The organism is Lysobacter stagni (genome assembly GCF_030053425.1).
GTDB lineage: Bacteria > Pseudomonadota > Gammaproteobacteria > Xanthomonadales > Xanthomonadaceae > Lysobacter_J > Lysobacter_J stagni.
The window spans coordinates 951,074-975,057 of sequence record NZ_JASGBI010000001.1; the positions used below are offsets into that span (position 1 = coordinate 951,074).

The window sequence follows — 23,984 nt, forward strand, 5'->3', positions numbered from 1 at the left end:
GTTCGGTAGGGGCTCGGCTTACTGGAACAGGAAGGCGGACATCACGAAGTTGAACATCAGCACCAGCAGCGAGGCATTCACCACGGCGCGGGTGGTGGCCACCGAGGTGCCCTCGATGGTCGGCTCGGCATGGAAGCCCACGTAGGCCGCCACCAGCGCCGAAACGCCGCCGAACACCGCCGCCTTGACGAAGGCCATCAGGAAATCGTCGGAGAAATCGACGCTGTCCTTGAGGACCTGCCAGAAGGTGCCGTTGTCCAGGCCGATCACATGGACCGACTCGAAGTAGCTGGCGGCGATCGCGAAGCTGATGAAGAACGCGGTCAGCAGCGGCACGCAGATCACGGCCGCCCAGAAGCGTGGCGCCACTGCCTTGCCCACCGGATCGATGGCCATCAGGCCCAGTGCGGTGATCTGGTCGGTGGCGCGCATCAGGCCCAGTTCGGCGGCGATCGAGCTGCCGGCGCGGCCAACGAAGAGCAGGGCGGTCAGCACGGGGCCGAGTTCACGGTACAGGCCAAGGCCCAGCAGGGCGCTGACCTGCGCGGTGGCGCCATAGGTCTCGAGCGCGCGGTAACCCAGCAGCGTCACCGAAAGACCGACGAACGCACCGCCAACGGCAATGATCGGCAGCGAACGTGCGCCGATCTTGTAGATCTCACGAACCAGTTCCCGCCAGAAATCGGCCGTGGGCTTGGAGGCCCGGAACACCGACAGCGAAAACAGGCCGGCGCGGCCCAGCGAACGGGTGGCGGCAACGAAAGGCATCAGGCGGCCTCCGGGGTACGCGGGGCGGCGTCGAACGCGATGGGGCCGTCCGGCTCGCCGTTGAGGAACTGGCGCACGAACGGATCGTCGCTGGCTTCCAGCGCTGCCGGGGTACCGGAGAAGACGATGCCGCCATTGGCGATCACGATGGCGTGGTCGGCCACCGGCAGGGTTTCGTGCACGTGGTGGGTGACCACGATGCTGGTCAGGCCCAGGGTGTCGTTGAGTCGGCGCACCAGGTCCATGACCACGCCGGAGGCGATCGGGTCCAGACCGGTGAGCGGTTCGTCGTAGACCATCAGCGGCGGGTCCAGCGCCAGCGCGCGGGCCAGCGCCACACGACGGGCCATGCCGCCGGACAGTTCGCGCGGGAACGCGTCGGCGGCCGCGCGCAGGCCCACCGCATGCAACTTCATCAGCACCAGCCGGCGGATCACCTCGTCGGGCAGGTTGGTGTGCGCGCGCAGCGGCAGCGCGACGTTCTCCGCGGCGGTGAGGTCGGTCAGCAGGCCGTTGCCCTGCAACAGCACGCCGATGCCCTTGCGCAGTTCCAGCAACGCACGCCGACCCTGAGGCACGATCTGACCGAACACCTCGACGCGGCCACCGGCCGGCGCGAGCTCGCCCGTCAGTGCGGAGAGCAGCGTGGACTTGCCGCTGCCCGACGGACCCAGCACCGCGACGATGCTTCCGCGCGGCACATCCAGGTGGATGTCGCGCAGCACGGTGCGTCCGCCACGATCGAGGCGGAGATGGTCGAGCCGGACGATGGGACCTTCTTGGGTCATGCGCGGGCGTGGTCGGTCGGCTGCCGAGGGAGACGGCAGCTTGGGCGAAGAGGGCTGAACGGGAACCTGAGCGTTGCATTGTGGCAGGTTCGGCGAAGTTGCTCGACCATCCCTGCCGTCGCGACCGAAGATCGCCGACGCTCGCATTCTCCGGCGCGTTTTTTGGGGTCGCCTTAAAACCCCGCCGGGCGCCGTCTCGTCGTCGGAGACGTCGCTCCGGCAAGATAGCCGCGATGCCCGGCCGCTCCGACTTCCGTCTTTATCACTCCAACGCACTGGACGTGCTGGCGGAGCTGCTTGCCAGGCAACTGCGCGAGCCCGTGCCCGGGCGTGCGTTGCTGGTGCCCGACGTGGTGCTGATCCCGCAGGTGGCGATGCGCCGCTGGCTGCAGTCCACGCTGGCGCAGCGGCACGGTGTCGCCGCCAATCTGCGCTTCCTCACGCCCGGCGAGTTCGTGCGCGATGTCCTCGACGCCAACGTGCCCGGCGCCAGCGAGGACCTGGACGCCGCCGCGCTGCAGTGGCGCCTGTACGCGCAGCTCTCGGACCGGGCCGCGTTGTCTGGCCGTGCGTTCGCGCCGCTGCGCGAGTACCTCGGCGGCGACGATGCACTGAAGCCGTGGGCACTTTCGGGCGAGCTGGCCTCCATCTTCGAGAAGTACCAGGCCTGGCGCCGCGACTGGCTACTGGAATGGGAGGCCGGCCGCGAGCCGCAGGATCCCCAGGCCGAACTGTGGCGCCGCGTGGCGTCGGGCAGTCGCCATCGCGCACGTCGCATCGACGACTACTTGGCGCGTTTCGGCGCCGACAATGCCCCGCTGCCGGCCAGCATGCCCGCGCGGATGTTCGCCTTCGGCACGCTCAACATCTCGCCCGACGTGCTGCGGGTGATCGCCACGCAGGCGCGGGTGGGCACGCTGCACTTCCACGTGCCCACGCCATCGCGTCGCTACTGGGGCGACCTGCCCAGCTACGCGCAGCGCCTGCGCGAGGACCCCGCCGAACACGACGACGAGAACCCGCTGCTGGCCAACTGGGGCGGCGCCGGGCGCGACTTCATGGCGGTGCTGGGCGGCTACGAGGTGGTGCACCCCTCGCAGGAAATCGAACGCTACGCCGATCCCGAGGCGCTGCCCGACGATGCGCCCGAGCGCGACAGCCTGCTCGGTCGCATGCAGCGCGACCTGCTGCACCGGCGCGGGCCGCGGCCGTGGCGCCGCGCCCTCGACCGCGACGACCCCAGCCTGCAGGTCCACGCCTGTCACACGCGACTGCGCGAAGTGCAGGTACTGCACGACCGCCTGCGCGCGCTGCTGGACGACGATCGCTTCGATCCACCCCTGCAGGCGCGCGACATCGCCGTGCTCGCGCCGGACATCGATCCCTATCGTCCGCACATCGAAGCGGTCTTCGGCGGCGCGGGCGGGACGCGCGACTACATTCCCTATGCACTCGCGGACCTGAGCCCGCTGGCCGGCGAACCGCTGGCCGAAGTGTTCCTGCGGCTGCTTGCGTTGCCGGACTCGCGCTTCGGCGTGAGCGAGGTGCTCGACCTGCTCGCCACGCCCGCGTTGTCGCAGGCGGCAGGACTCGATGCCGCCGGCCTGGAGCGCCTTCGCGAATGGCTGCACGAGTCGGGCGCGCGCTGGGGCCTGGACCCGGATCACCGCCAACGCCACGACGCACCCGCCGACGACGCCTACACGTGGCGCTTCGCGCTGGACCGCCTGCTGCTGGGTCACGCGAGCGGCGACGACGGCGACATCGCCGGGGTCGCGCCGTGGACGGAACTGGAAGGCAGCGCGCTCGACGCGCTCGACGCACTGGTCCGCGTGCTGCGCGTGCTGGCGCGGCACGAACGCCTGCTGGGCCGCGCGATGCCGCCGGCGCAATGGCGCGACGTGCTGTTCTCGCTGCTCGAGGCCCTGCTGCCCGAACATCCGCGCGAGGCCGCCGACCAGCGCGCCATCGATCGACTGCGTCGCCATGTCGATGCGTTCGCCCTGTCCGCACAGGACGCGGGATTCGATCGCCCCGTACCGCCGGACGTGGCCCGTGCGTATTTCCAGCAGGCGCTGTCGGAGACCGACACGCGTGCCCCGCTGCTGACCGGCGGCGTGAGCTTCGCGCGCATGGTGCCGATGCGCCTGATTCCGTTCCGCGTGATCTGCGTGCTGGGCATGAACGACGGCGACTACCCGCGCCGCGATCCGGTCGGCGGGCTCAACCGCATGGCCATGGAGCTGACCACGCCGCAGCGTCGCCACGGCGATCGCTCCCTGCGCGAGGACGACCGGTTCCTGTTCCTGCAGTTGTTCGCGTCGGCCGGCGAGGTCTTCTACGCGAGCTGGCTGGGTGCCGACCCGCGCGACGGCAGCGCCCGCGAACCGTCCGTGCTGGTGTCGGAGCTGCTCGACGTGGCCGGCCACTACCACCATGCCGTCGACGCACGCGATGCACTGGTGCTGCACCACCCGCTGCAACCGTTCTCGCCGCGCACCTTCGGTATCCGCGACGAGCCTCGGCACTTCAGCTATCAGGCGACCTGGCATCCCGCGGCGGATGCGCTGGCCGCGCCGCGCATCGATCCCGCACCGTGGTTCAGCGATGTGCTGCCGGCCGAACCGTCGCCGACGGAACTGCCGCTGATCGCGCTGCGACGCTTCCTGGTGGATCCGGCGGGACAGTTCCTGCGCCAGCGCATGCGGATGCGCCTGCCGGACGAGATCGAGTCGCTCGACGATCTCGATCCGCTCGCGCCGTCGGACAGTGGGCTGGAACGCTGGAAGCTCGACCAGGCCGTGTTCGACGCCTGCGCGGAAGGCGACGTGGATGATCTGGCCGCGCACCTGCGCGCGCGCGCGATGCTGCCCTCGGGCCCGCTGGGCGAACGCCAGCTGGCGGCAGTGCGCGCGCGCCTGCAACCCTTTGCGGCCGCGCTGCGCGAATGGCGCCAGGGTGATGCGCACACCCGGGCATTCGAACTCGATATCGACGGCGTGCGCTTGTACGGCCACCTCGACCGTCTGTATCCGCACGGCGCACTGCGCGTGCGCCTGAATCCGCTGCACGGCCCGGCGCAAGTGGCGCATGGCCTCGACTGGCTGGTGCTGTCCGCCCTCGGCGATGCGCGCCCGCTGGCGCAACTCGCGCAATGGGATGGCCGGCCGGAGGTCCGCTCGCGCCCGGCCATCGGCACGGTGCAGGCACGCGCGGCGCTGCGCGATCTGCTCGCGCTGTACCGCGATGGCCTGCGTGCGCCGCTGCCCTTCCATGCGCGCTCGGGATGGGTCTGGTACGAGGCGCCGCGCGGCGACGAGGTGGCCGACCAGGCGGCGTGGAAGGCCGCGCGCGGCAAATGGCAGGGCGACTTCCAGCAGAAGGTGCGCGGCGACGCGGACAACCCCGGCATCCAGCTCGCGCTGCGCGGTCGCGATCCCTTCGCCGGCGAGTTCGACGACGCCGACGGCGCGCGCTTTCGCGACATCGCGGCGCGCCTGTTCGACGCACTCGTGCATGGGCGGACGGAGGCGGCGGCATGAACGCCCACCACGACCCCTTCCTCGACCTGCCGCTGGACGGCGTGCGCCTGATCGAGGCCAGCGCCGGCACCGGCAAGACCTTCACCCTGGCCACGCTGGTCACGCGTCTGGTGATCGAACGCGGCCTTCGCGTGGGCCGCATCCTCGCCGTCACGTACACAGAGGCGGCCACCCAGGAACTGCGCGAACGTTTGCGCCTGCGCTTCGAGCTGGCCGCGCGCCTGGCCAACGAAGTCGCGCTGATGCCCACCACGCTGGCCGACGACAGCGAGGCCGCGGTGACGCGCGCGCTGATCGAACGCCAGGCGCGCGTGGAGGATCCGCTTGCACTGGCGCGTCGCCTGCGCGAGGCCGCGCGCGAGATGGACCTGGCCGCGGTGTTCACCATCCATGGCTTCTGCGCGCGCGCCCTGGCCGAACACGCGGTCGAAGCCGGACAACCGCTGATCGCACCGGAACTGACCGGGAGTGAACGCGACCTCATCGATGCGGTCGCCATCGACCTGTGGCGTGCACTCAGTGCGGATCGCAGTCACGCCGAACTGCTGCAGGCGCAATGGCGCACGCCGCAGGGGCTGGCCGCCGATCTGGGTCGATTGCTGTACGCGCCACGCCTGCTGCCCGCGCCGGGTGCCGACTCGCCGGACCCTTACCCACGCCTGCAAACGGCAGCGCAGGCGCTGCGCGCCGCTTTCGCGACGCACGGCGACGAAGCCTGTGCGTTGCTGCATGCGGCGATCGAAGGCAAGGTCCTCAACGGCACCTCCTACAAGCCGGCGCTGGTGTCGGAACTGCACCGCGCATTGTCCGACTGGTCCAGCCAGGACGATGCCGCCGCCGAGATCCACGAGCGGCTGGATCGCCTGACGCCGCGCATGCTGGCCGACAAGACCAACAAGCCGAAGAAGGGCGCGCCGTTGCAGGCGCCTTCTTCGCCACTGTTCGACGCCGTAGCGGCGTATCTCGATGCGTCACGCGAGCGCGCGGCATGGCTGGCGGGTCGTCGCATCGCCCTGGTGCACCGCGTCCGCGAAGAGGCCGCGCGCCGTCTGTCCGCGCTCAAGCGCCTGCGTCGCGAGCAGACTTTCGACGATCTCATCGCCAACCTGGCCGACGCACTCGACGGTCCGCACGGCGCGCGTCTGGTCGAGCGCCTGCGCGGGCAGTACGCGTTCGCGCTGGTGGACGAATTCCAGGACACCGACCCGCGACAGTGGGCCATCTTCGACCGCGTCTTCGGTGGCGATGACGCCGGCCTGTTCCTGATCGGCGACCCGAAGCAGGCGATCTACCGCTTCCGCGGTGGCGACGTGCACACCTACCTCGCCGCTGCCGAACGCGCCGATCGCGCACCGCCGCTCGATCGCAATTTCCGTTCGCGCCCCGCGCTGCTGCGCGCGGTGTCCGCGCTGTACGAACGCGCGGGCGAGTACGCCTTCGTCGACGCGCGTATCCGCTTCCACGACGTCGCCGCTGGCGGCACCGTCGCCGATGCCGACTTCCGTCGCGACGGGCGCACCGCTCCGGCACTGACCGTATGCGCCTTGCCCGCGCCGGATGACGGCCGGCGCAAGCCGCAATGGCTGGTCGGCGAAGCGCGGCAGTTGGCCGCCCTGGCCTGCGTATCGGCCATCCACGCATTGCTCATCGATGCGCGCGAAGGACGTGCGACGCTCGCGGGCAAGGACGGTGAACGCCCGCCACAACCTGGCGACATCGCCGTGCTGGTGCGCAGCCACGTCGAGGCCACGCTGATGCGCGAAGCGCTCGCCGCATCGGGCATTCCCGCGGTGTCGGCCGGCCGGCGCAGCCTGTTCTCGACCACGGAGGCCGGCGACGTGCTCGCGCTGCTGGACGCATTGCTGCGTCCGGACGACGACGCGCGCCTGCGCGGTGCACTGGCGACGATGCTGGTCGGCCTGGACGCCGCCACGCTGGCGCGCTTCGACGACGATCCCGAGCTGCACCGCCGCTGGCAGTTGCGGGCGCTCGCATGGCGCGACCGCTGGCAGCGGCACGGGCCGTTGGCGATGCTGGGCGAGGTGTGTGCCGCGCAGGCACCGCGCCTGCTTGCGCTGCGCGATGGCGAACGCCGCCTCACCAACACGCTGCAGCTGGCCGAAGCGCTGCAGGAAGCCGACACGCGTGCGGTGGGTGAACACGGACTGGTCGATTGGCTGCGCGCACAGATCGCCGAGGCCGACGACAACGACGAGACGCAACAGCTGCGCCTGGAATCGGACGCGCACTGCGTGCAGATCCTCACCCTGCACAAGAGCAAGGGCCTGGAGTTCCCGTTCGTGTTCCTGCCGTTCGCGGGCATCGGGCGCAAGCCGGGCAACGGCAGCCTGTGCGAGTTCCACGACGGTGCAGGCCGACTGCTGCAACTGCGCAGCGAGGCCACACCGGAAGAGATCGCCGCCTGGAACAGCGCCCGCGCGCAACAGGACGAGGAAGAACGCGGCGAGGACGCACGCCTGCTGTACGTCGGCCTGACCCGCGCGCGCCATGCGATGTGGCTGGCCACCGTGCCCAACGAACGCGCCGATCTGAGTCCATTGGCGCCCCTGCTGGGCGACGACGCCGAAGCGCTTGCCGCCACGCTGGACGACGCGATGGACCTGCAGCGCCCCGCGCTTCCGCTGCGCCTGCCGCGCTCGCTGCCACCCGAACATACCGCCGCCGTCCCTGCGGCTCGAACGGTGCGCCGCGTGGTGCCTCGCGACTGGTGGGTGTACAGCTTCACGCAGCTGGCCAACGAATCCCCCGGCGCGGTGGAAGCCGCGCCGCGCGCCGTCGCCGAGGAAGGCGGCGCGCAGGACGAACCGGCCGTGGCGAGTTTCGATGGCGACATCCGCTTCTCCGGAAGCCGCTTCGGCAACGTGCTGCACGACGCGCTGGAGCGCGTGGACTTCGCGGCGTGGTCCGACTGGCCGCAGCAGGTGCCGACCGACGCAGAGCTCGCGCACCTGCGGGCCGCGCTGCACGCCGGAGGCTACGGCGAGGACGACATCGCCGACGGCATAGAGGTGCTGGTCCCGCTCATCGGCCAGACCCTCACCGTGCGGCTGCCGGAAGGCGCACGCCTGTGCGACGTGCCGCGCGAAGAGCGCCTGGCCGAAATGGAATTCCATTTCGCGCTGCGCCCCACGCTGGTCGCCGATCTGCTATCACTGCTGCATGCACACGGCCTGCTGCTCGATCGCCACGCCTTCGGTTCGCGCCAGCGGCTGGAAGGGCTGATGACCGGAAAGATCGACCTGCTGTACGTGCACGATGGCCGCTTCCACGTGCTCGACTACAAGTCCAACCGCCTGCCCGCCTACGACGCCACGACTCTGGGCCACGCCATGGACGAGAGCGAGTACACGTTGCAGGCGCTGCTGTACGCGTTGGCACTGCACCGCTGGTTGCGGTTCCGCCTGGGGTCGGACTACGCCTACGACACGCACGCCGGTGGCATCCGCTATCTGTTCTGCCGTGGCCTCGATGTGGAGGATCCGGCCGCGCCGGGCGTGCATGCCTGGCACCCGCCGCGCGCGCTGATCGATGCGCTCGACGCGCTGCTCGGCCATGACGTGCGCGAAACCGAGGCGGTGCCCGCATGAGCCTGCTCGACACACTGCTGCGACAGGGCGCGCTGCGTCCGATCGACCACGCGCTCGCGCAGAGCCTGCGTCGGCTCGGGCGCGAACAGGGCGACGATGACGACCGCGTACTGGTGGCCGCCGCGCTGGCGTCGTCGGCCGTGGCGCAAGGGCACGCGGGCCTTGACCTGTCGCGGCCGCACTGGGTCTGCGAGGCCGCCGTGGAATGGCCGACCGCTGACGAATGGCGCGATGCGTTGAACGCGTCGCGCTGGGTGTCGCAGGGCGAGGCCGACTCGGCCAGCGCGCAGGCACCGCTGGTGCTGGAGCAGGGCATGCTCTACCTGCGCCGCTACCGCGAGTACGAGCGCCGGCTCGCCGCCGGGTTGCGCCGCATCGCCGCGGCCACGCCAGAGGCGGGCGATCTGAAACCGCTTGCGCCGCTGTTCGCCTCGCTGTTCCCGGGCGCGCGTGATGGCGATCGCCAGGCACGCGCCGCCGCGCTGGCGCTGGTGCGTGCCCTGCTGCTCGTCACGGGCGGCCCCGGCACCGGCAAGACCACCACCATCACCCGTGTGCTGTTGCTGCTGATCGAACAGGCGCACCGCGCGGGCCGCGCGACGCCGCGCATCGCACTGGCCGCACCGACAGGCCGCGCGGCCGAGCGCATGGCCGAGAGCCTGCGCGCCGCGACGGCACAGCTACGCCGGATCGACGGCGTCGACACCGCGCTGTGCGATGCGCTGCCCCAGGCCGGCAGCACGCTGCACCGCCTGCTCGGCACGATTCCGGGCAGCCCGCGTTTCCGCCACGACGCCGATCATCCGTTGCCGTTCGACGTGATCGTGGTCGACGAAGCATCGATGGTCGATCTGCCGCTGATGTGCAAACTGGTGGAAGCCGTGCCAGAAGGCGCGCGCCTGATCCTGCTGGGCGATCGCGACCAGCTGCCGTCGGTGGAGGCCGGCGACGTGCTCGCGGCCATCACCGATGCTGCCGGTGAGGGCGACGCCTTTCCTTCGAATCTCGCCACGATGCTGGCGCCGTTGCTGGGCGAAGTGCCTGCGAGCGATGCACCGGGCACGGCGTTGTCCGGCCATCGCGTGCAACTGCAGCGCGGCTATCGCCAGTCCGAGGCGTTGCAGCTGGCGCCGCTGGCCGACGCGATGCGGGCCGGCGATGCGGACAGCGCGCTCGCATTGCTGCACGAAGGCGTGCGCGGCGTGACCTTCCACGAGGACATGACCGATCCGCTCTCCGGAGCGGTGCGCGAGCGGCTCATCGCCGCGTGGCGCGCGCTGGCCGCGATGGACGATCCCGTCCAGGCGCTGCGGCAGGCGCAGCGGTTGCGTCTGCTCACCGCGTTGCGCGACGGCGCACAGGGCGCGGGTGCGCTCAACCAGCGCATCGAGGACGCACTGGCCGGAACGCAGCGCGACCCATACTTCCAGGGGCGCCTGCTGCTCATCACCGAGAACAGTTACCGCCATGGTCTGTTCAACGGAGACATCGGTGTGTGCCAACACGATGCCTCCGGCGTGCCGGTGGCGTGGTTCGCTGGCGGCAGCGAGGGCGTGCGCGGTTTCCATCCCGCCTCGCTGCCGGCGCACACGGGCGCGTTCGCGATGACCGTGCACAAGTCGCAGGGTTCGGAATTCGACACGGTCTGGCTGCTGCTTCCGCGCCAGGACGCACGCACGCTCTCGCGTGAGCTGCTCTACACCGGTATCACGCGCGCACGCGCCGAACTGCATCTGTGCGCCGGCGAGGCCGTGCTGCGCGCAGGGCTGTCGCGGCACTCGGCGCGGTTGTCGGGTCTTGGCTGGAGACTGGCGCGATAACGTTTCGGCAGGTGCCTGCCGGGGTCACGCTGACTTCACGGCTCGGGGGGAAGATGACGCCACCTCGGCGCGCTCGGGGCCGGGTGACCCCCCATAAGGAGAGGCGGTGATGAAGTGGATCATCGTGTTGACGGCAGTGCTGACCGTCGCGGCATGTGCATCGGACCCCGCAACACGGACGGAGCAGAAACAGGGTGCGTCCGTGGTGGCCGGTGCCGTGATCGGTGGCCTGGTCGGCAACCAGTTCGGTGGCGGAACCGGTCGCGCATTGCTGACCGCGGCTGGCGCGGTCGCCGGCGGCTTCCTCGGCAACCACATCTTCAAGCGCACGGCCAAGTCGGAATTCGAGAAGGACGCCGCGCAGCGCGCTCTCAACCAGGGTGCATCGGGACAGCGGGTCGCCTGGTCCGATCCCAAGACGCACGAGTCCGGCTATTTCACGGCGCTCAACACAAAGCGCATGTCCGACGGGCGCGTTTGCCGCGACTTCCGCCGTGGCCTGACCGTCGATGGAAAGGAAGTCGACGAAACCACCGGCACGGCATGCAAGAAAGACAACGGGCAGTGGGACATCGGCTGAGACACGGAGAGGCCATCATGATCAAGCTTGTGCTGGGTGCATCCCTGTTGCTTGCCGTGGCCCTGCCGGCCGCGGCCCAGGTGAAACCTGATACGGCGCCGCAACGCTTCGACGCGGCCGACAGCAACAAGGACGGCAAGGTCGACCGTGGCGAGTACGACGGTTTCGTCGAGGAACTCGTGCTGTTGCACGACAGCGACCACGATGGCCGCCTGGCGCGCGCCGAAACGGCCAATGCACGCGACCCGTCGAAGTTCGACCGGATCGACACGAACAAGGACGGCTTCCTGACGGCGCTGGAGATCGCGGCGTTCAGCACGGGCGATTTCGCCGTCATGGACGCCAACCAGGACGGCTTCATCGACCGCGACGAGGCGGCGAAACACAAGTAGCCGTGCTGTTCCACGCGCCGGTGACACCGGCGCGTGTGGGGCGAATGGACCTTTCGCGCACGGCGTGCGGCCGTGCGAAGTGCGCGCGCTCAACCGGATGGATTGAGGGCGCGCAGGATCACACCAGTGCCGGGTCCTCGCCCTCGTTCGCGGCAACCGGTTCCTCGACCGTCTTTCCCTTGCGCTTGGCCTTGGCTTCCGTCTGCTTGGCCACCTTCGCCAGTTCGGCGTTGATGGCATCGGCGGAGGCCTGTTCGGCGGCCTTGTAGCGGGCGCGCACGTTGGGGCAGAGCACCTGCATGTAGTCGGCGTCGAAGTTGAGGCGTTCGACCAGGAAGTCGACGAACGCGCGCACCTTCGGAGACTGCACCCGGCCACGCGGGAACACCGCGTTGAACTCGTACTCCGGACCGGTCCAACCGGCCAGCACGCGCTGCACGTAACCCTGCTCGGCGTAGGCCTTCACCGTGACGTCGGCGGCCAGCATCAGGCCTTCGCCGCACAGCAGTGCGCCGCACAGCGGGCCCGGATCGTTGGCCACCAGCACCGGATCGATGCGGTAGTCGACGCTGCGCTGGCCATCGTTGAGCGACCAGTAGAACTGGCCGTTGCGACGCTGCTTGGCCATCGCCACGGTGCGGTGGTGTTGCAGGTCGTCCGGATGCAGCGGTTCGCCGTGGCGCGCGATGTAGTTGGGGCTCGCGTAGACCTGCGTGCGGAACGTGGCCAGGCGTCGCGCGACCAGGTTGGAGTCGGGCAGGTTGCCCACGCGCAGTGCGACATCGAGCTCCTTGTCGATGATGTCCAGCGGCTCGTTGGTCAACAGCATTTCCACGTGCACTTCCGGATGGCGCGCGTGGAACTCGCCCAGCAATGGCGCGATCCAGGTGATGCCCACCGAATACGGCGCGGTGAAGCGCAGCCAGCCGCGCGGTCCACCCTGCAGCTGGCCGACGGCGCTTTCGGCTTCGTCGAGCTCGCGTGCAATGCGCTGGCAATGTTCGAAGTAGATATTCCCGGCTTCGGTCAGGCCCAGCTTGCGCGTCGTGCGATGCAGCAGCTGTGCGCCGAGGCGGGATTCGAGTTCCTGCACCTTGCGGCTCACGGTGGTCTTGGGCAGCTGCAGAGCACGGGCGGCGGAGATGAAGCTGCCGTGCTCGACCACCTTCACGAAGATCAGGGTGTCGTTCAGATCGCGGGCCATGGCGTGGGGGGCTCCTGTTGGCTCGGCGGGAGGGAATCGGCTTTTGGACCGATGACGGGACAATTATTCCCTCGAAATCGGACTAATCAAGTGCCGATTGGAGGCCTAACCTTTGCCGCAACCTCCCCCAAGGTCCCGGCCATGCTCACCCCCCGCCAAGCCCGTTACGTCTTCCTCCCGGTGATGCTGGTCGCCATGGCGGTGCTCGTGGGCATCGCGCTGGTGGTGGTCCAGCAGGGCCTGGCAGCCGGCCCGGACGAATTCTGGATGCTGGCCTGGGTGCTGGCCTTCGTTCTCGCCCTGCCCGGCGCGATGCTGCTCCTGCCAGTGGTGAGCGTCCTGATGCATTCCCTCACTCGCCGCGAAACCGTCCCGCTGGCGGGAGAAACCATCCCGAATTCGGGACGGTGGAGCCGGTAATGAAATCCCCTGTCGCCAAGGCATCGGCCCAGAACGCCGCCGCCCGCCGCATCGCGCGTACCGCCGTGGTCGTGCTGGGCGCGACCGGTGGCGTGGGTCGCGGGGTCGTGGAAGCGGCCCTGGCCAGTGGCCGGCCCGTGATCGCGGTGGCCCGCGACAAGGCCGGCCTGCAATGCCTGCGCGGCAAGCACGCGGACGCGGACCTGAGCATCGTCCCCGGCTCGGTGAGCAGCGACGCCGACGGCGCACGACTGGCCAAGGCACTGCAGAAGCTCGGTCGTCCCATCGGCGCCGTGGTGGCCGCGGTGTCGGGCGGTACCAGCCGCGGGCGCCTGCTCGATCATCCCGCCGCCTACCTGCGCCAGCGCCTCGACGAAGACCTGCTGCCGCACCTGGCCGCGGCGCGCCATCTGCTGCCGCTGCTGGCCGAGGCCGATCGTGGCGGTACGTATGTGCTGATCGGTGGCCCCGGTGCGGACCGGCCGTGGGCGGGTTACGGCCACCGTTCGATCGCCACCGCCGCGCTGCGCATGCTCGCGCGCGTGCTGCACGAAGAAGCCCGCACGCTCGGTGTGCGCGTACAGCTGCTGGCGATCGAGAGCCCCGTGTGCACCGAGCTCAATCGCGCGCATGCGTGCGAACAGTGGCCCAGTGCGCTCGCCGTGGGCCAGCGCGCGCTGGCGCTGCTGGAGCCGCGCGGCACGCAGCCCGCGGAGGCGGTCGTGCGTTATGCCGATATCGACCTGTCCGCAGGCGATGTCGATTCCGATGTCGTCCGTTCGACATCACTACAGGAGCCCCGGCAAGACGACGACGCGTCGAGCGATGACAACCCCATGACACACGGCGAAGCCGACACGGTGCAGGAACGCACCCACGGCACGGCCGACGCATCGGGACTACTGCCATCACGCTGTCTGCAGGACGCGCGCACGCTGCTCAGGAGCCTGATCCCCTCCGATAACCACAACAAACAGGAACGCTCGTCATGATCCCCCGCAAAGCATTGGCCCGGTCCGGTACCGGGATCCCTTACCTGGCGCTCGCGACGAGCCTGGTGGTGGCTTTCGCCATCAGCGCATGCAGCAGCCAGGCCGAGCCGGGCACCGGCATGCCGCCGCCGCCCGAAGTCAGCGTCGCGCAGGTGCTCAGCAAGGACGTCAACCGCTGGGATGAGTTCACCGGTCGCGTCAGTGCGATCGAAACGGTCGAGCTGCGTCCGCGCGTGTCCGGCTATGTGCAGGACGTCGCGTACCAGGAAGGTGAGGAAGTGAAGAAGGGCGACCTGCTCTTCGTCATCGACCCGCGTCCCTACCGCGCGCACCTCGCGCAGGCCGAAGCCGACCTGGAACGCGCCCGTGCCGAGGCCCGCCTCGCGCAGATGCAGGACAAGCGAGCGGAAACGCTGGTCGAAGCCAAGGCGATCTCGCGCGAGGAGTTCGAAACGCGTCGCGCCGCGAGCACGCAGGGCAACGCCGCCGTGCGCGCCGCCGAAGCCGCGCTCGACAACGCGCGTCTGGACCTGCAGTTCACCCAGGTGCGCTCGCCGATCAACGGCCGCGCCGGCCGCGCGATGGTCACCGAAGGCAACCTCGCTTCGGCCGACACCACGCTGCTGACCACCGTCGTCTCGCAGGATCCGGTGTTCGTCTACTTCGAGAGCGACGAGCAGAGCTTCCTGCGTTACCAGGAACTGGCCCGCAAGGGCGAGCGCGCCGAGACGAAGAATCCGGTGCGCGTGGGCCTGGCCAGCGAGCAGGGCTATCCGCATGAGGGCACGGTCGATTTCGTCGACAACCAGGTCGATGCCAGCACCGGCACCATCCGTGCGCGCGCCGTGCTGCGCAACCCGGACCGCATCTTCACCCCGGGCCTGTATGCCCGTGTGCAGCTGGAAGGCAGCGGCCGCTTCAAGGCGATGCTGATCGACGACAAGGCCGTGCTGACCGACCAGGACCGCAAGTACGTGTACGTGCTGGGTCCGAAGAACGCCGCGACCCGCAAGGACGTGGTGCTGGGTCCGGTCGTCGACGGACTGCGCGTGGTGAACTCCGGCCTGGCCGCCAACGACAAGGTGATCGTCCATGGCGTGCAGAAGGTGTTCTTCCCGGGCATGCCGGTGGCACCGAAGGTGATCGCGATGGGTGCACCGGCGCCCTCGCCGCAGGTGGCGATGAAGTAAGCGATGTCTCCCTCCCCTGCGTGCAGGGGAGGGTTGGGGAGGGGTGGCGCGGCGGGGGTGGGTGGGGGGGGGGGCGCGCGCCTGCGGCGCGCTTCCTGCCCCCTCCTAACCTCCCCCTGCCAGCAGGGGGAGGAACCAGAAATCAAAGCAGGCGATGCCTTACCGCATCGCCCTGGACCGTTGCGGCTTCGTGCCGCACAAGGAACCCCACATGGACTTTTCAAAGTTCTTCATCGACCGGCCGATCTTCGCCGCGGTGCTGTCGATCGTGATCTTCGCCGCCGGCCTGATCTCGATCCCGCTGCTGCCGATCGGCGAATACCCCGAGGTGGTGCCGCCGTCGGTGGTCGTGCGCACCGTGTATCCCGGCGCGAACCCCAAGGTCATCGCCGAGACCGTCGCCACGCCGCTGGAGGAATCCATCCGCGGCGTGGAAGGCCTGATGTACATGAAGTCGGTCGCCAGCTCCGACGGCGTGCTGTCCACCACGGTGACGTTCCAGCCCGAGGTGGACGCCGACGAAGCGACCGTGCGCGTGCAGAACCGCGTCAGCCAGGCGCTGGCGCGCCTGCCCGAGGACGTGCGCCGGCAGGGCGTGACCACGCAGAAGCAGTCGCCTGTGTTCCTGATGGTGGTGCACCTGACCTCGCCCGACGGCAAGTACGACACGCTCTACCTGCGCAACTACCTGCGCCTGCACATCAAGGACCAGCTGGCCAGCATTCCCGGCGTCGGCGACGCGCAGGCGTTCGGCGGTGGCGACTACGCCATGCGCATCTGGCTGGATCCGGACAAGATCTCCGCGCGCGGCATGACCGCCGGTGATGTGCTGCGCGCCGTGCGCGAGCAGAACATCCAGGTGTCCGCCGGCCAGCTCGGCGCCGAGCCGATGCCCAACGGCAGCGACTTCCTCACGCTGATCAACGCGCGTGGCCGTCTGGAAACGCCGCAGGAGTTCGGCAACATCGTGCTCAAGGGCGGGCAGAGCGGTGAAGTGGTGCGCCTGTCCGACGTGGCACGCATCGAACTGGCCGCCGGCGACTACACCATGCGCGCGCGCCTGGACGGCCAGAACGCCGCGGCGATCGGCATCTTCCAGGCGCCGGGCGCCAACGCACTGCAGATCCGCGACGAAGTCATCCGCCGCATGGACGAGGCCGCCAAGCGCTTCCCGCCGGGCATCGAGTACAAGTCGATCTACGACACCACCATCTTCGTGCGCGACTCGATCAAGTCGGTCGTGACCACGCTGCTGGAAGCCACGCTGCTGGTGGTGCTGGTGGTGATCCTGTTCCTGCAGACCTGGCGCGCGTCGATCATTCCGCTGATCGCGGTGCCGGTGTCGGTGGTGGGTACCTTCGCCGCGCTGCACCTGCTTGGGTTCTCGATCAACACGCTGACATTGTTTGGACTGGTGCTGGCCATCGGCATCGTGGTGGACGACGCCATCGTCGTTGTTGAGAACGTCGAGCGGCACATCGAGGACGGCGCCACGCCGCTGGAAGCGGCGCACCTGGCGATGAAGGAAGTCTCCGGCCCGATCATCGCCATCGCGCTGGTGCTGTGCGCGGTGTTCGTGCCGATGGCATTCCTGTCGGGCGTGACCGGCCAGTTCTACAAGCAGTTCGCAGTGACCATCGCCATCTCGACGGTGATCTCGGCCATCAACTCGCTGACGCTGTCGCCGGCGCTGGCCGCGCGCCTGCTCAAGCCGCACGGTGCGCCCAAGGATGGCCTCACCCGTCTGATCGACGGTGCGTTCGGTTGGGTCTTCCGTCCGTTCAACCGCTTCTTCGGCACCGCCGCGCAGCGTTACCAGAACAGCGTGGGCAAGGTGCTGGGCCGTCGCGGCGCGGTGTTCGTGGTGTATGCCGGCCTGCTGCTGGCCACCGGCCTGATGTTCCAGCTCGTGCCGCGCGGCTTCGTGCCGGTGCAGGACAAGAGCTACCTCATCGCCGGCATCAAGATGCCGGAAGGCTCGTCCATCGAACGCACCGACGCGGCGCTGAAGAAGATCGGCCAGATCGCCATGTCCATCGAGGGCGTGCAGAACGACGTCGCCTTCCCGGGCCTGAATCCGCTGCAGTTCAGCAACACGCCCAACTACGGCGTCAGCTTCATCAACCTCAAGCCCTTCGGCCAGCGTTCGCGCAGCGCCGAGGAAATCAACGCCGAGCTCAGCGCCAAGATTTCCGGCATCCAGGAAGGCTTCGCGTTCTCGCTGCAGCCGCCGCCGATCCAGGGCCTGGGCAACGGTTCGGGCTACTCGCTGTACATCGAGGACCGCGGCAACCTGGGCTACGGCGCGCTGCAGAGCGCGGTGCAGGCCTTCCAGGGCGCCGGTGCACAGACGCCGGGACTGGGCTTCCCCAACTCCAGCTACCAGGCCAACGTGCCGCAGCTGGACGCCGAAGTCGACCGCGTGAAGGCGAAGGCGCAGGGCGTGCCGCTGACGGAGCTGTTCGACACGCTGCAGACCTATCTGGGTTCGGCGTACGTCAACGACTTCAACCTGTTCGGCCGTACCTGGCAGGTCGTGGCGCAGGCCGACGGCCCGTTCCGCGACAGCGTCGAGGACATCGCCAACCTGCGCACCCGCAACGACCGCGGCGAGATGGTGCCGATCGGCTCGATGGTGAAGGTGACCGAAACCTTCGGCCCCGATCCGGTGATCCGTTACAACGGCCATCCGGCCGCCGACATCCTCGGCGAGGCGGACCCGACGCAGCTGTCGTCCGCGCAGGCGATGGAGAAGCTGGAAGCACTGGCGCAGCAGGTGCTGCCCAACGGCATGGACATCGAGTGGACGGACCTGAGCTACCAGCAGGCCACGCAGGGCAAGGCGGCGCTGATCATCTTCCCGCTGGCCGTGCTGCTCGCCTTCCTGGTGCTGGCCGCGCTGTACGAAAGCTGGACGCTGCCGCTGGCGGTGATCCTGATCGTGCCGATGTGCATGCTCTCCGCATTGCTCGGCGTGTACATGACCGGTGACAACAACGTGTTCGTGCAGGTGGGCCTGGTGGTGCTGATGGGCCTGGCGTGCAAGAACGCGATCCTGATCGTCGAGTTCGCCCGCGAGCTGGAAATGCAGGGCAAGGGCATCGTCGAAGCCGCCCTGGAAGCCTGCCGCCTGCGTCTTCGCCCGATCGTGATGACGTCCATCGCGTTCATCGCCGGCACCGTGCCGCTGGTGCTCTCGCACGGCGCAGGCGCCGAAGTCCGCCAGGCCACGGGCATCACCGTGTTCTCCGGAATGATCGGCGTGACGCTGTTCGGTCTGTTCCTGACGCCGGTGTTCTACGTCGCGCTGCGCAAGCTGGCCAACCGCCCGCTGGTCAACCACGGCAAGGCGACCGTGCACGCCGCACACGCCACGACCGAAGCCTGATCCCAACCGCCGATCCGGTCCGTTCCCCCGCGGACCGGATCGGCACTGAAATCTCCGCGCAGTCCGCTGCGCTCCCCCACAGGAGTTCCCATGTCCACCACCACTTCCTCAAATGGCGCCAAGGTCGCCCTCGTCACCGGCGGCACGCGCGGCATCGGTCTGGAAACCGTGCGCCAGCTCGCGCAGGCCGGCGTGCACACGCTGCTGGCCGGACGCGATCGCAACCGCGCCGTCGAGGCCGCGCTGACGCTGCAGGGCGAAGGCCTTCCCGTGGAAGCCATCGCGCTCGACGTGACCGACGCGGCCAGCATCGAGGCCGCCGCAAAGGACGTCGAACGCCGCCACGGCAAGCTCGACATCCTGGTCAACAACGCCGGCATCATCGCCGAGGACCGCACGCTGGCGAAACCGTCGCAGCAGTCCCTGGGCGCCTGGCGCGAGACGTTCGACACCAACGTGTTCGCCGTGGTCGCCACCACGCAGGCCTTCCTGCCGCTGCTGCAGAAGGCGCCGGCGGCGCGCGTGGTCAACGTGTCGAGCCTGCTCGGTTCGCTCACCGCGCACAGCGATCCGGCCTCGCCGATCTACGACTTCAAGGCCATACCCGCCTACAACGCGTCCAAGAGCGCGGTGAACTCGTGGACCGTGCACCTGGCCTACGAGCTGCGCGATACGCCGATCAAGGTCAACGCCGTGCACCCGGGCTACGTGAAGACGGACATGAACGGCGGTGAAGGCGAGATCGACGTGCCCACCGGCGCCAAGACCAGCGTCCGCATGGCCCTGCTCGATGCCGACGGCCCGAGCGGCGGCTTCGTCTACCTGGGAGACACATTGCCATGGTGATCCGTGCCCTTACCCTTGGCGTCGCCGCGGCCCTGCTGGCCGCGTGCGCCGTCGGGCCCGACTACGTGCGCCCAACCATCGCGACGCCCGACGAGTTCGCGCGCGCCAGCGATGCGCAGGCGGTGGACATCGCCACCGGCGTGGAAGCGGCACAGGCCGCCGCGCCGACCGATGCACCCACGCAGGCGCCCACGCCACAGGCCGATGCCGAGTTCTGGCGCAGCTTCAACGACCCGCTGCTGACGCGACTGGTCGAGGATGCGCTGTCGGCCAACCACGATCTGCGCATCGCGCTGTCGCATTACGACCGCGCCAATGCGTTGCTGCGCAACGCAAAGCTCGACCGTTTCCCGACGGTCACGGCCAGCGCGACCGCGAGCGATTCGCGCGCCAGTGCCGACCAGGCTCCGGGTGTGGCACGTCGCGATCGCGACGGCGAAAGCTACAGCGTGCAGGCCGACGTGAGCTGGGAACTGGACCTGTTCGGCCGCGTGCGCCGCAACGTGGAATCGCAGCGTGCCGAAGCCTGGGCCACGGCGTCCGACCTGGATGCGCTGCAGGTGGCCATCGTCGGCGAGGTCGCGCGCAGCTATGTCGAACTGCGCGGCTTGCAGGAACGCCTGCGCGTGGCGCGCGACAACGCCGAGAACCAGCGTGAGACCCTGCGCCTGGTGCAGGCGCGCTTCGATGCCGGTCGCGGCACCGAGTTCGATACCTCGCGTGCACGTGCGCAGCTGGAGTCCACGCAGGCACGCGTGCCGGCGCTGGAGGCGCAGGTCGCGGTGACCATGCATCGCCTCGCGGTGCTGACCGGACAGACGCCCGACGCGCTGATCGCCGAGCTCACGCCGCAGAAGGCGCTGCCCGCGCTGCCGTCGCGACTGGATCCGGGTTCGCCGGGCGAACTGCTGCGTCATCGTCCGGACGTCATTGCCGCCGAACACCGGTTGCACGCGGCCACCGCGCGGATAGGAGTAGCCACCGCCGACCTGTTCCCGCGATTCACGCTGGGTGGGCTGATCGGCAGTCAGGCCGTGGATGCCAGCGCACTGTTCGAACGCGACAGCGAAACGCGGTTGGCCTTCCTCGGCATCGACTGGTCGTTCCTCGACATCGGCCGGGTGCGTGCCCGCATGGCCGCAGCGAACGCCGACGCCGAAGGCGAGCTCGCGCGCTATCAGCAATCCGTGCTGCTCGCGCTGGAAGACACCGAGAACGCGTTGATCCGCTATGGGCGGGCACGCGTCGAGGACCAGCACCTGGAGCAGGCCGCGCTGGACAGCGCCACCGCCGCGCGCCTTGCCCGCGTGCGTTACGACGCCGGCGCGGTGGACCTGTTCGAAGTGCTGGATGCCGAGCGCAACCAGCTCATCGCGCAGGAAGCCTTCGCCGATGGCCGCACGCGCAGCGCCAGTTCCGCCGTCGCCCTGTACAAGGCGCTGGCCGGCGGCTGGCCGACGCGCGTACCGGTGCGCGAGGACGTCGCTTCGCGCTGACGCAACGCTCCCCCACCGACGCCGGCGACGACACGCGACTCCCCTCCCTCACGTGTGCCGTCGCCGGCAGTCGGTCCTCTCGTGATGGCTGCCTGCGCAGCCTTTGGTGCCGCCCGGACCATCCCGCCGGTCGGCACCTTTTTTCCACCCGGGGCCGGGTGGAGTAGCATTCCCGTCCCCCACAGGAGGCCTCGCGCCATGGCCCACGACGACAAGCCCACCCGCGACCAGGCCGAAGCCGCCGTGCGCACGCTGCTGCGCTGGGCCGGCGACGACCCGAAGCGCGAAGGCCTGCTCGACACGCCCAAGCGCGTGGCCAAGGCCTACCAGGACTGGTTCAGCGGCTACGCCGAAGACCCGGCCGACTACCTCAAGCGCACCTTCGAGGAAGTCGAGGGCTACGACGAAATGATCGTGCTGCGCGACATCGAGTTCGAAAGCCATTGCGAACACCACATGGCGCCGATCATCGGCAAGGCGCACGTGGGCTACCTGCCCGACGGCAAGGTGGTTGGCATCAGCAAGCTCGCGCGCGTGGTGGAAACCTATGCACGCCGGTTGCAGGTGCAGGAGAAGATGACCGCGCAGATCGCGCAGGTGATCCAGGACGTGCTGCAGCCGCGCGGCGTGGGCGTGGTGATCGAAGGCTCGCACGAGTGCATGACCACGCGCGGCGTGCACAAGCGCGGCGTGAGCATGATCACCTCGAAGATGCTCGGCAGCTTCCGCGAGGACGCGCGTACGCGTGCGGAGTTCCTGCAGTTCATCGATGTGGGGCCGGGGCGCTGAGACGACTCGCACCCCTCTCCCCGGTCGCCGTTGGCGACCGACCCTCTCCCGCAAGGGGAGAGGGTAAGCCAGCCAGTGCGCCGCGTCGGGGCCATCCTCCCTCTCCCCTTGTGGGAGAGGGACAGGCGCAAAGCGCCAGGGAGAGGGGTTACCGCTCGTGAAGAGCGAAGCAGATGGCGTCCAGCACCAGTGAAGTCTTCAGTAGCACCTCGTCGTTCCAGAACCGCAGCACCATGAAGCCCTGCGTCGCCAACCACCTCGTGCGGCGCTCGTCATAAGCGACGGCGTCACCATGTTGTCCGCCATCCACCTCGATCACCACGCGACTGGCGAAGCAGACGAAATCAGCGATGAAAGGTTCGAGCGGTTGCTGCCGCTTGAACTTGAAGCCGGCAAAGCGGTGCGCGCGCAGTTGGCGCCACAACAGCGCTTCCGCGTCGGTGGCCATGTGGCGCATGCGCTTGGCACGCGGTAGCAGACGTTGATACATCGGCCCCCCTCTCCCGACGCGCTTCGCGCGTCGACCTCTCCCGCAAGGGGAGAGGTGGAAAGTAAGGGCGCCTGAGGGACCGACGCCGTAGGTCGAGGCCTCGTCCGTGCTCGGGATTCTTCTCTCTTCCCTTGCGGGAGAGAGACAGGCCGCCGAAGGCGGCCAGAGAGAGGGCCTGGGCGACTACTTCCCCAACAACAACGTCGCAATCCCCGCCGCCGCCTCACGCCCCTCATACGCCGCGGTAACCACCAGGTCCGCACCACGCACGCCGTCGCCGCCGGCGAAGACGCGCGGATTCGTGGTCTGGAACGGCAAGCCCACCGACGCCGCGCGACGCGATGCGCAGCCACTGGGCTGCACCACGCGAATGCGCCCGTTGTCCCGCAGCTCGATGCCGTGCGCCGACAGCCACTCCGGCGGATCGGGCTGGAAGCCGAAGGCGATGATGACCACGTCCGCCGCCAGCACCGATTCGCTGCCCGGGACGATCTCCGCATTGCGACGCCCGCGTGCATCCGGCTCGCCCAGGCGCGTTTCGGCCACGCGTACACCGGTGACCTCGCCGTCGTCGCCGAGCAGGGCCATCGGTTGGCGGTTGAACAGGAATTGCACGCCTTCCTCGCGCGCGTTGGCGACTTCGCGCGCGGAGCCGGGCATGCTTTCTTCGTCGCGACGATAGGCGCAGGTGACGCGTGCCGCGCCCATGCGCACGGCACTGCGCACGCAGTCCATGCCGGTGTCGCCGCCGCCCAGCACCACCACGCGCTTGCCGTGCAGGTCGGGCAGGGCCACGCGATCCTCCCAGCCGGCGATCGGCCGACCGTGCGCCTCGTCGTCGCCGTGCACCAGCCGGCCGTTGTGAACCAGGAACGGCAATGCGGGCAGCACGCCGCGCAGGTCCTGCCCTGGCAGTCCACCGTCGGTGTAGCGATAGCTGCCCAGGCCGAGGAACACCGCATCGAACTCAGCCAGCAACGCTTCCAGGCCGACATCGCGTCCGATCTCGACGCCCAGTCGGAACTGCACGCCCATGCCTTCGAGCACATCGCGACGCGTCGCCATCACCGACTTCTCGAGCTTGAAGCTGGGAATGCCGAAGTGCAGCAGGCCGCCGATCTGCTCGTAGCGATCGAACACCACCGCTTCGATCCCCGCGCGCGCCAGTCGATCCGCGCACGAAAGTCCCGCCGGACCCGCGCCGACGACGGCCACGCGCTTGCCGGTCGCGACGACTTTCGACAGGTCCGGCCGCCAGCCTTCGCCGAGCGCACGGTCGGTGATGTACTTCTCCACCGCGCCGATGGTGACCGCGCCGAAACCGTCGTTGAGCGTGCAGCTGCCCTCGCACAGGCGATCCTGCGGGCAGACGCGGCCGCAGATTTCCGGCAGCGGGTTGGTTTCGTGCGCGAGCGCGGCGGCTTCGTGCACGCGGCCTTCGCGCGCCAGCTCCAGCCAGTTCGGAATGTAGTTGTGCAGCGGGCACTTCCAGCTGCAGTACGGATTGCCGCAATCCAGGCAGCGGCTGGCCTGGTGCTTGGCCTCGGCCTCGCCGAAGCGGCCGTACAGTTCGCTCCAGTCGCCGCTGCGGCGCAGTTCCAGCGGAATGCGCGTCGGCATCTGCCGGGGCATCTCGCGAAAAGCGAACACGGGCTTCTTGCTGTCCATCTT

General features: G+C 69.2%; 17 protein-coding genes. 12 read left to right on the forward strand and 5 right to left on the reverse strand.

All coding sequences use genetic code 11. The features are described 5' to 3' along the window. Window positions 1–18 precede the first annotated feature (18 nt). On the reverse strand, window positions 19–768 hold the full coding sequence (locus tag QLQ15_RS04260; RefSeq protein ID WP_283211605.1) for an MlaE family lipid ABC transporter permease subunit: 750 nt from the start codon (window positions 766–768) through the stop codon (window positions 19–21). After that, on the reverse strand, window positions 768–1,556 hold the full coding sequence (locus tag QLQ15_RS04265) for an ABC transporter ATP-binding protein (protein WP_283211606.1): 789 nt from the start codon (window positions 1,554–1,556) through the stop codon (window positions 768–770). Before QLQ15_RS04265 ends, QLQ15_RS04260 begins: the two co-directional genes overlap by 1 nt. Before the next feature lie 233 nt (window positions 1,557–1,789). On the opposite strand from QLQ15_RS04265, the gene recC reads away from it, so the two are divergent. From recC to QLQ15_RS04290, 5 genes are all read left to right on the forward strand, one after another. Next, on the forward strand, window positions 1,790–5,098 hold the full coding sequence (recC, locus tag QLQ15_RS04270) for an exodeoxyribonuclease V subunit gamma (RefSeq protein ID WP_283211607.1): 3,309 nt from the start codon (window positions 1,790–1,792) through the stop codon (window positions 5,096–5,098). Next, window positions 5,095–8,706 carry an exodeoxyribonuclease V subunit beta gene (gene recB / locus QLQ15_RS04275; RefSeq protein WP_283211608.1) on the forward strand — a complete coding sequence of 1,204 codons (3,612 nt, stop codon included), beginning with the start codon at window positions 5,095–5,097 and terminating at the stop codon, window positions 8,704–8,706. The genes recC and recB overlap by 4 nt, the downstream gene beginning before the upstream one ends. Beyond that, window positions 8,703–10,526 carry an exodeoxyribonuclease V subunit alpha gene (recD, locus tag QLQ15_RS04280; RefSeq protein ID WP_283211609.1) on the forward strand — a complete coding sequence of 608 codons (1,824 nt, stop codon included), beginning with the start codon at window positions 8,703–8,705 and terminating at the stop codon, window positions 10,524–10,526. Before recB ends, recD begins: the two co-directional genes overlap by 4 nt. Before the next feature lie 109 nt (window positions 10,527–10,635). Continuing rightward, window positions 10,636–11,106, forward strand: coding sequence for an RT0821/Lpp0805 family surface protein (locus tag QLQ15_RS04285; protein ID WP_283211610.1), 471 nt, complete (start codon window positions 10,636–10,638; stop codon window positions 11,104–11,106). 17 nt (window positions 11,107–11,123) lie between these two features. Beyond that, window positions 11,124–11,498: an EF-hand domain-containing protein gene (locus QLQ15_RS04290; protein ID WP_283211611.1), complete on the forward strand. Its 375-nt coding sequence runs from the start codon at window positions 11,124–11,126 to the stop codon at window positions 11,496–11,498. Between the two features lie 118 nt (window positions 11,499–11,616). Here QLQ15_RS04290 and QLQ15_RS04295 read toward each other — a convergent pair whose 3' ends face one another. Further along, entirely contained in the window at window positions 11,617–12,702 is a 1,086-nt protein-coding gene (locus tag QLQ15_RS04295) for a LysR family transcriptional regulator (protein WP_283211612.1), read from the reverse strand. Window positions 12,703–12,843: 141 nt separating this feature from the next. Between QLQ15_RS04295 and QLQ15_RS04300 the strand changes: the two genes are divergently transcribed. The 7 genes from QLQ15_RS04300 to folE all read left to right on the forward strand — a co-directional run bounded on the left by QLQ15_RS04300 (window position 12,844) and on the right by folE (window position 21,823). Next, window positions 12,844–13,122 carry a DUF2798 domain-containing protein gene (locus QLQ15_RS04300; protein ID WP_283211613.1) on the forward strand — a complete coding sequence of 93 codons (279 nt, stop codon included), beginning with the start codon at window positions 12,844–12,846 and terminating at the stop codon, window positions 13,120–13,122. Next, a complete protein-coding gene (locus QLQ15_RS04305) occupies window positions 13,122–14,114 on the forward strand; it encodes an SDR family NAD(P)-dependent oxidoreductase (protein ID WP_283211614.1) in 993 nt (330 codons plus the stop codon). Before QLQ15_RS04300 ends, QLQ15_RS04305 begins: the two co-directional genes overlap by 1 nt. Further along, window positions 14,111–15,304, forward strand: coding sequence for an efflux RND transporter periplasmic adaptor subunit (locus QLQ15_RS04310; protein ID WP_283211615.1), 1,194 nt, complete (start codon window positions 14,111–14,113; stop codon window positions 15,302–15,304). Before QLQ15_RS04305 ends, QLQ15_RS04310 begins: the two co-directional genes overlap by 4 nt. 211 nt (window positions 15,305–15,515) lie before the next feature. Beyond that, complete coding sequence (locus QLQ15_RS04315) at window positions 15,516–18,692, forward strand: efflux RND transporter permease subunit (RefSeq protein WP_283211616.1); 3,177 nt, start codon at window positions 15,516–15,518, stop codon at window positions 18,690–18,692. A gap of 90 nt (window positions 18,693–18,782) precedes the next feature. Beyond that, window positions 18,783–19,538 (forward strand): SDR family oxidoreductase, encoded by a 756-nt coding sequence (locus tag QLQ15_RS04320; protein WP_283211617.1) that lies wholly within the window; start codon window positions 18,783–18,785, stop codon window positions 19,536–19,538. Then, on the forward strand, window positions 19,532–21,034 hold the full coding sequence (locus QLQ15_RS04325; RefSeq protein WP_283211618.1) for an efflux transporter outer membrane subunit: 1,503 nt from the start codon (window positions 19,532–19,534) through the stop codon (window positions 21,032–21,034). Before QLQ15_RS04320 ends, QLQ15_RS04325 begins: the two co-directional genes overlap by 7 nt. A 198-nt stretch (window positions 21,035–21,232) precedes the next feature. Then, the gene (gene folE, locus QLQ15_RS04330) at window positions 21,233–21,823 is read left to right on the forward strand and encodes a GTP cyclohydrolase I FolE (RefSeq protein WP_283211619.1); all 591 of its coding nucleotides are present in this window, start codon (window positions 21,233–21,235) and stop codon (window positions 21,821–21,823) included. 148 nt (window positions 21,824–21,971) lie between these two features. Here folE and QLQ15_RS04335 read toward each other — a convergent pair whose 3' ends face one another. Together QLQ15_RS04335 and QLQ15_RS04340 are read right to left on the reverse strand one after the other, a co-directional pair. Next, window positions 21,972–22,271 carry an endonuclease domain-containing protein gene (locus tag QLQ15_RS04335; protein ID WP_432277773.1) on the reverse strand — a complete coding sequence of 100 codons (300 nt, stop codon included), beginning with the start codon at window positions 22,269–22,271 and terminating at the stop codon, window positions 21,972–21,974. A 225-nt stretch (window positions 22,272–22,496) separates the two neighbouring features. Then, window positions 22,497–23,981 carry an FAD-dependent oxidoreductase gene (locus tag QLQ15_RS04340; RefSeq protein WP_283213926.1) on the reverse strand — a complete coding sequence of 495 codons (1,485 nt, stop codon included), beginning with the start codon at window positions 23,979–23,981 and terminating at the stop codon, window positions 22,497–22,499. Between the last annotated feature and the right edge of the window lie 3 nt (window positions 23,982–23,984).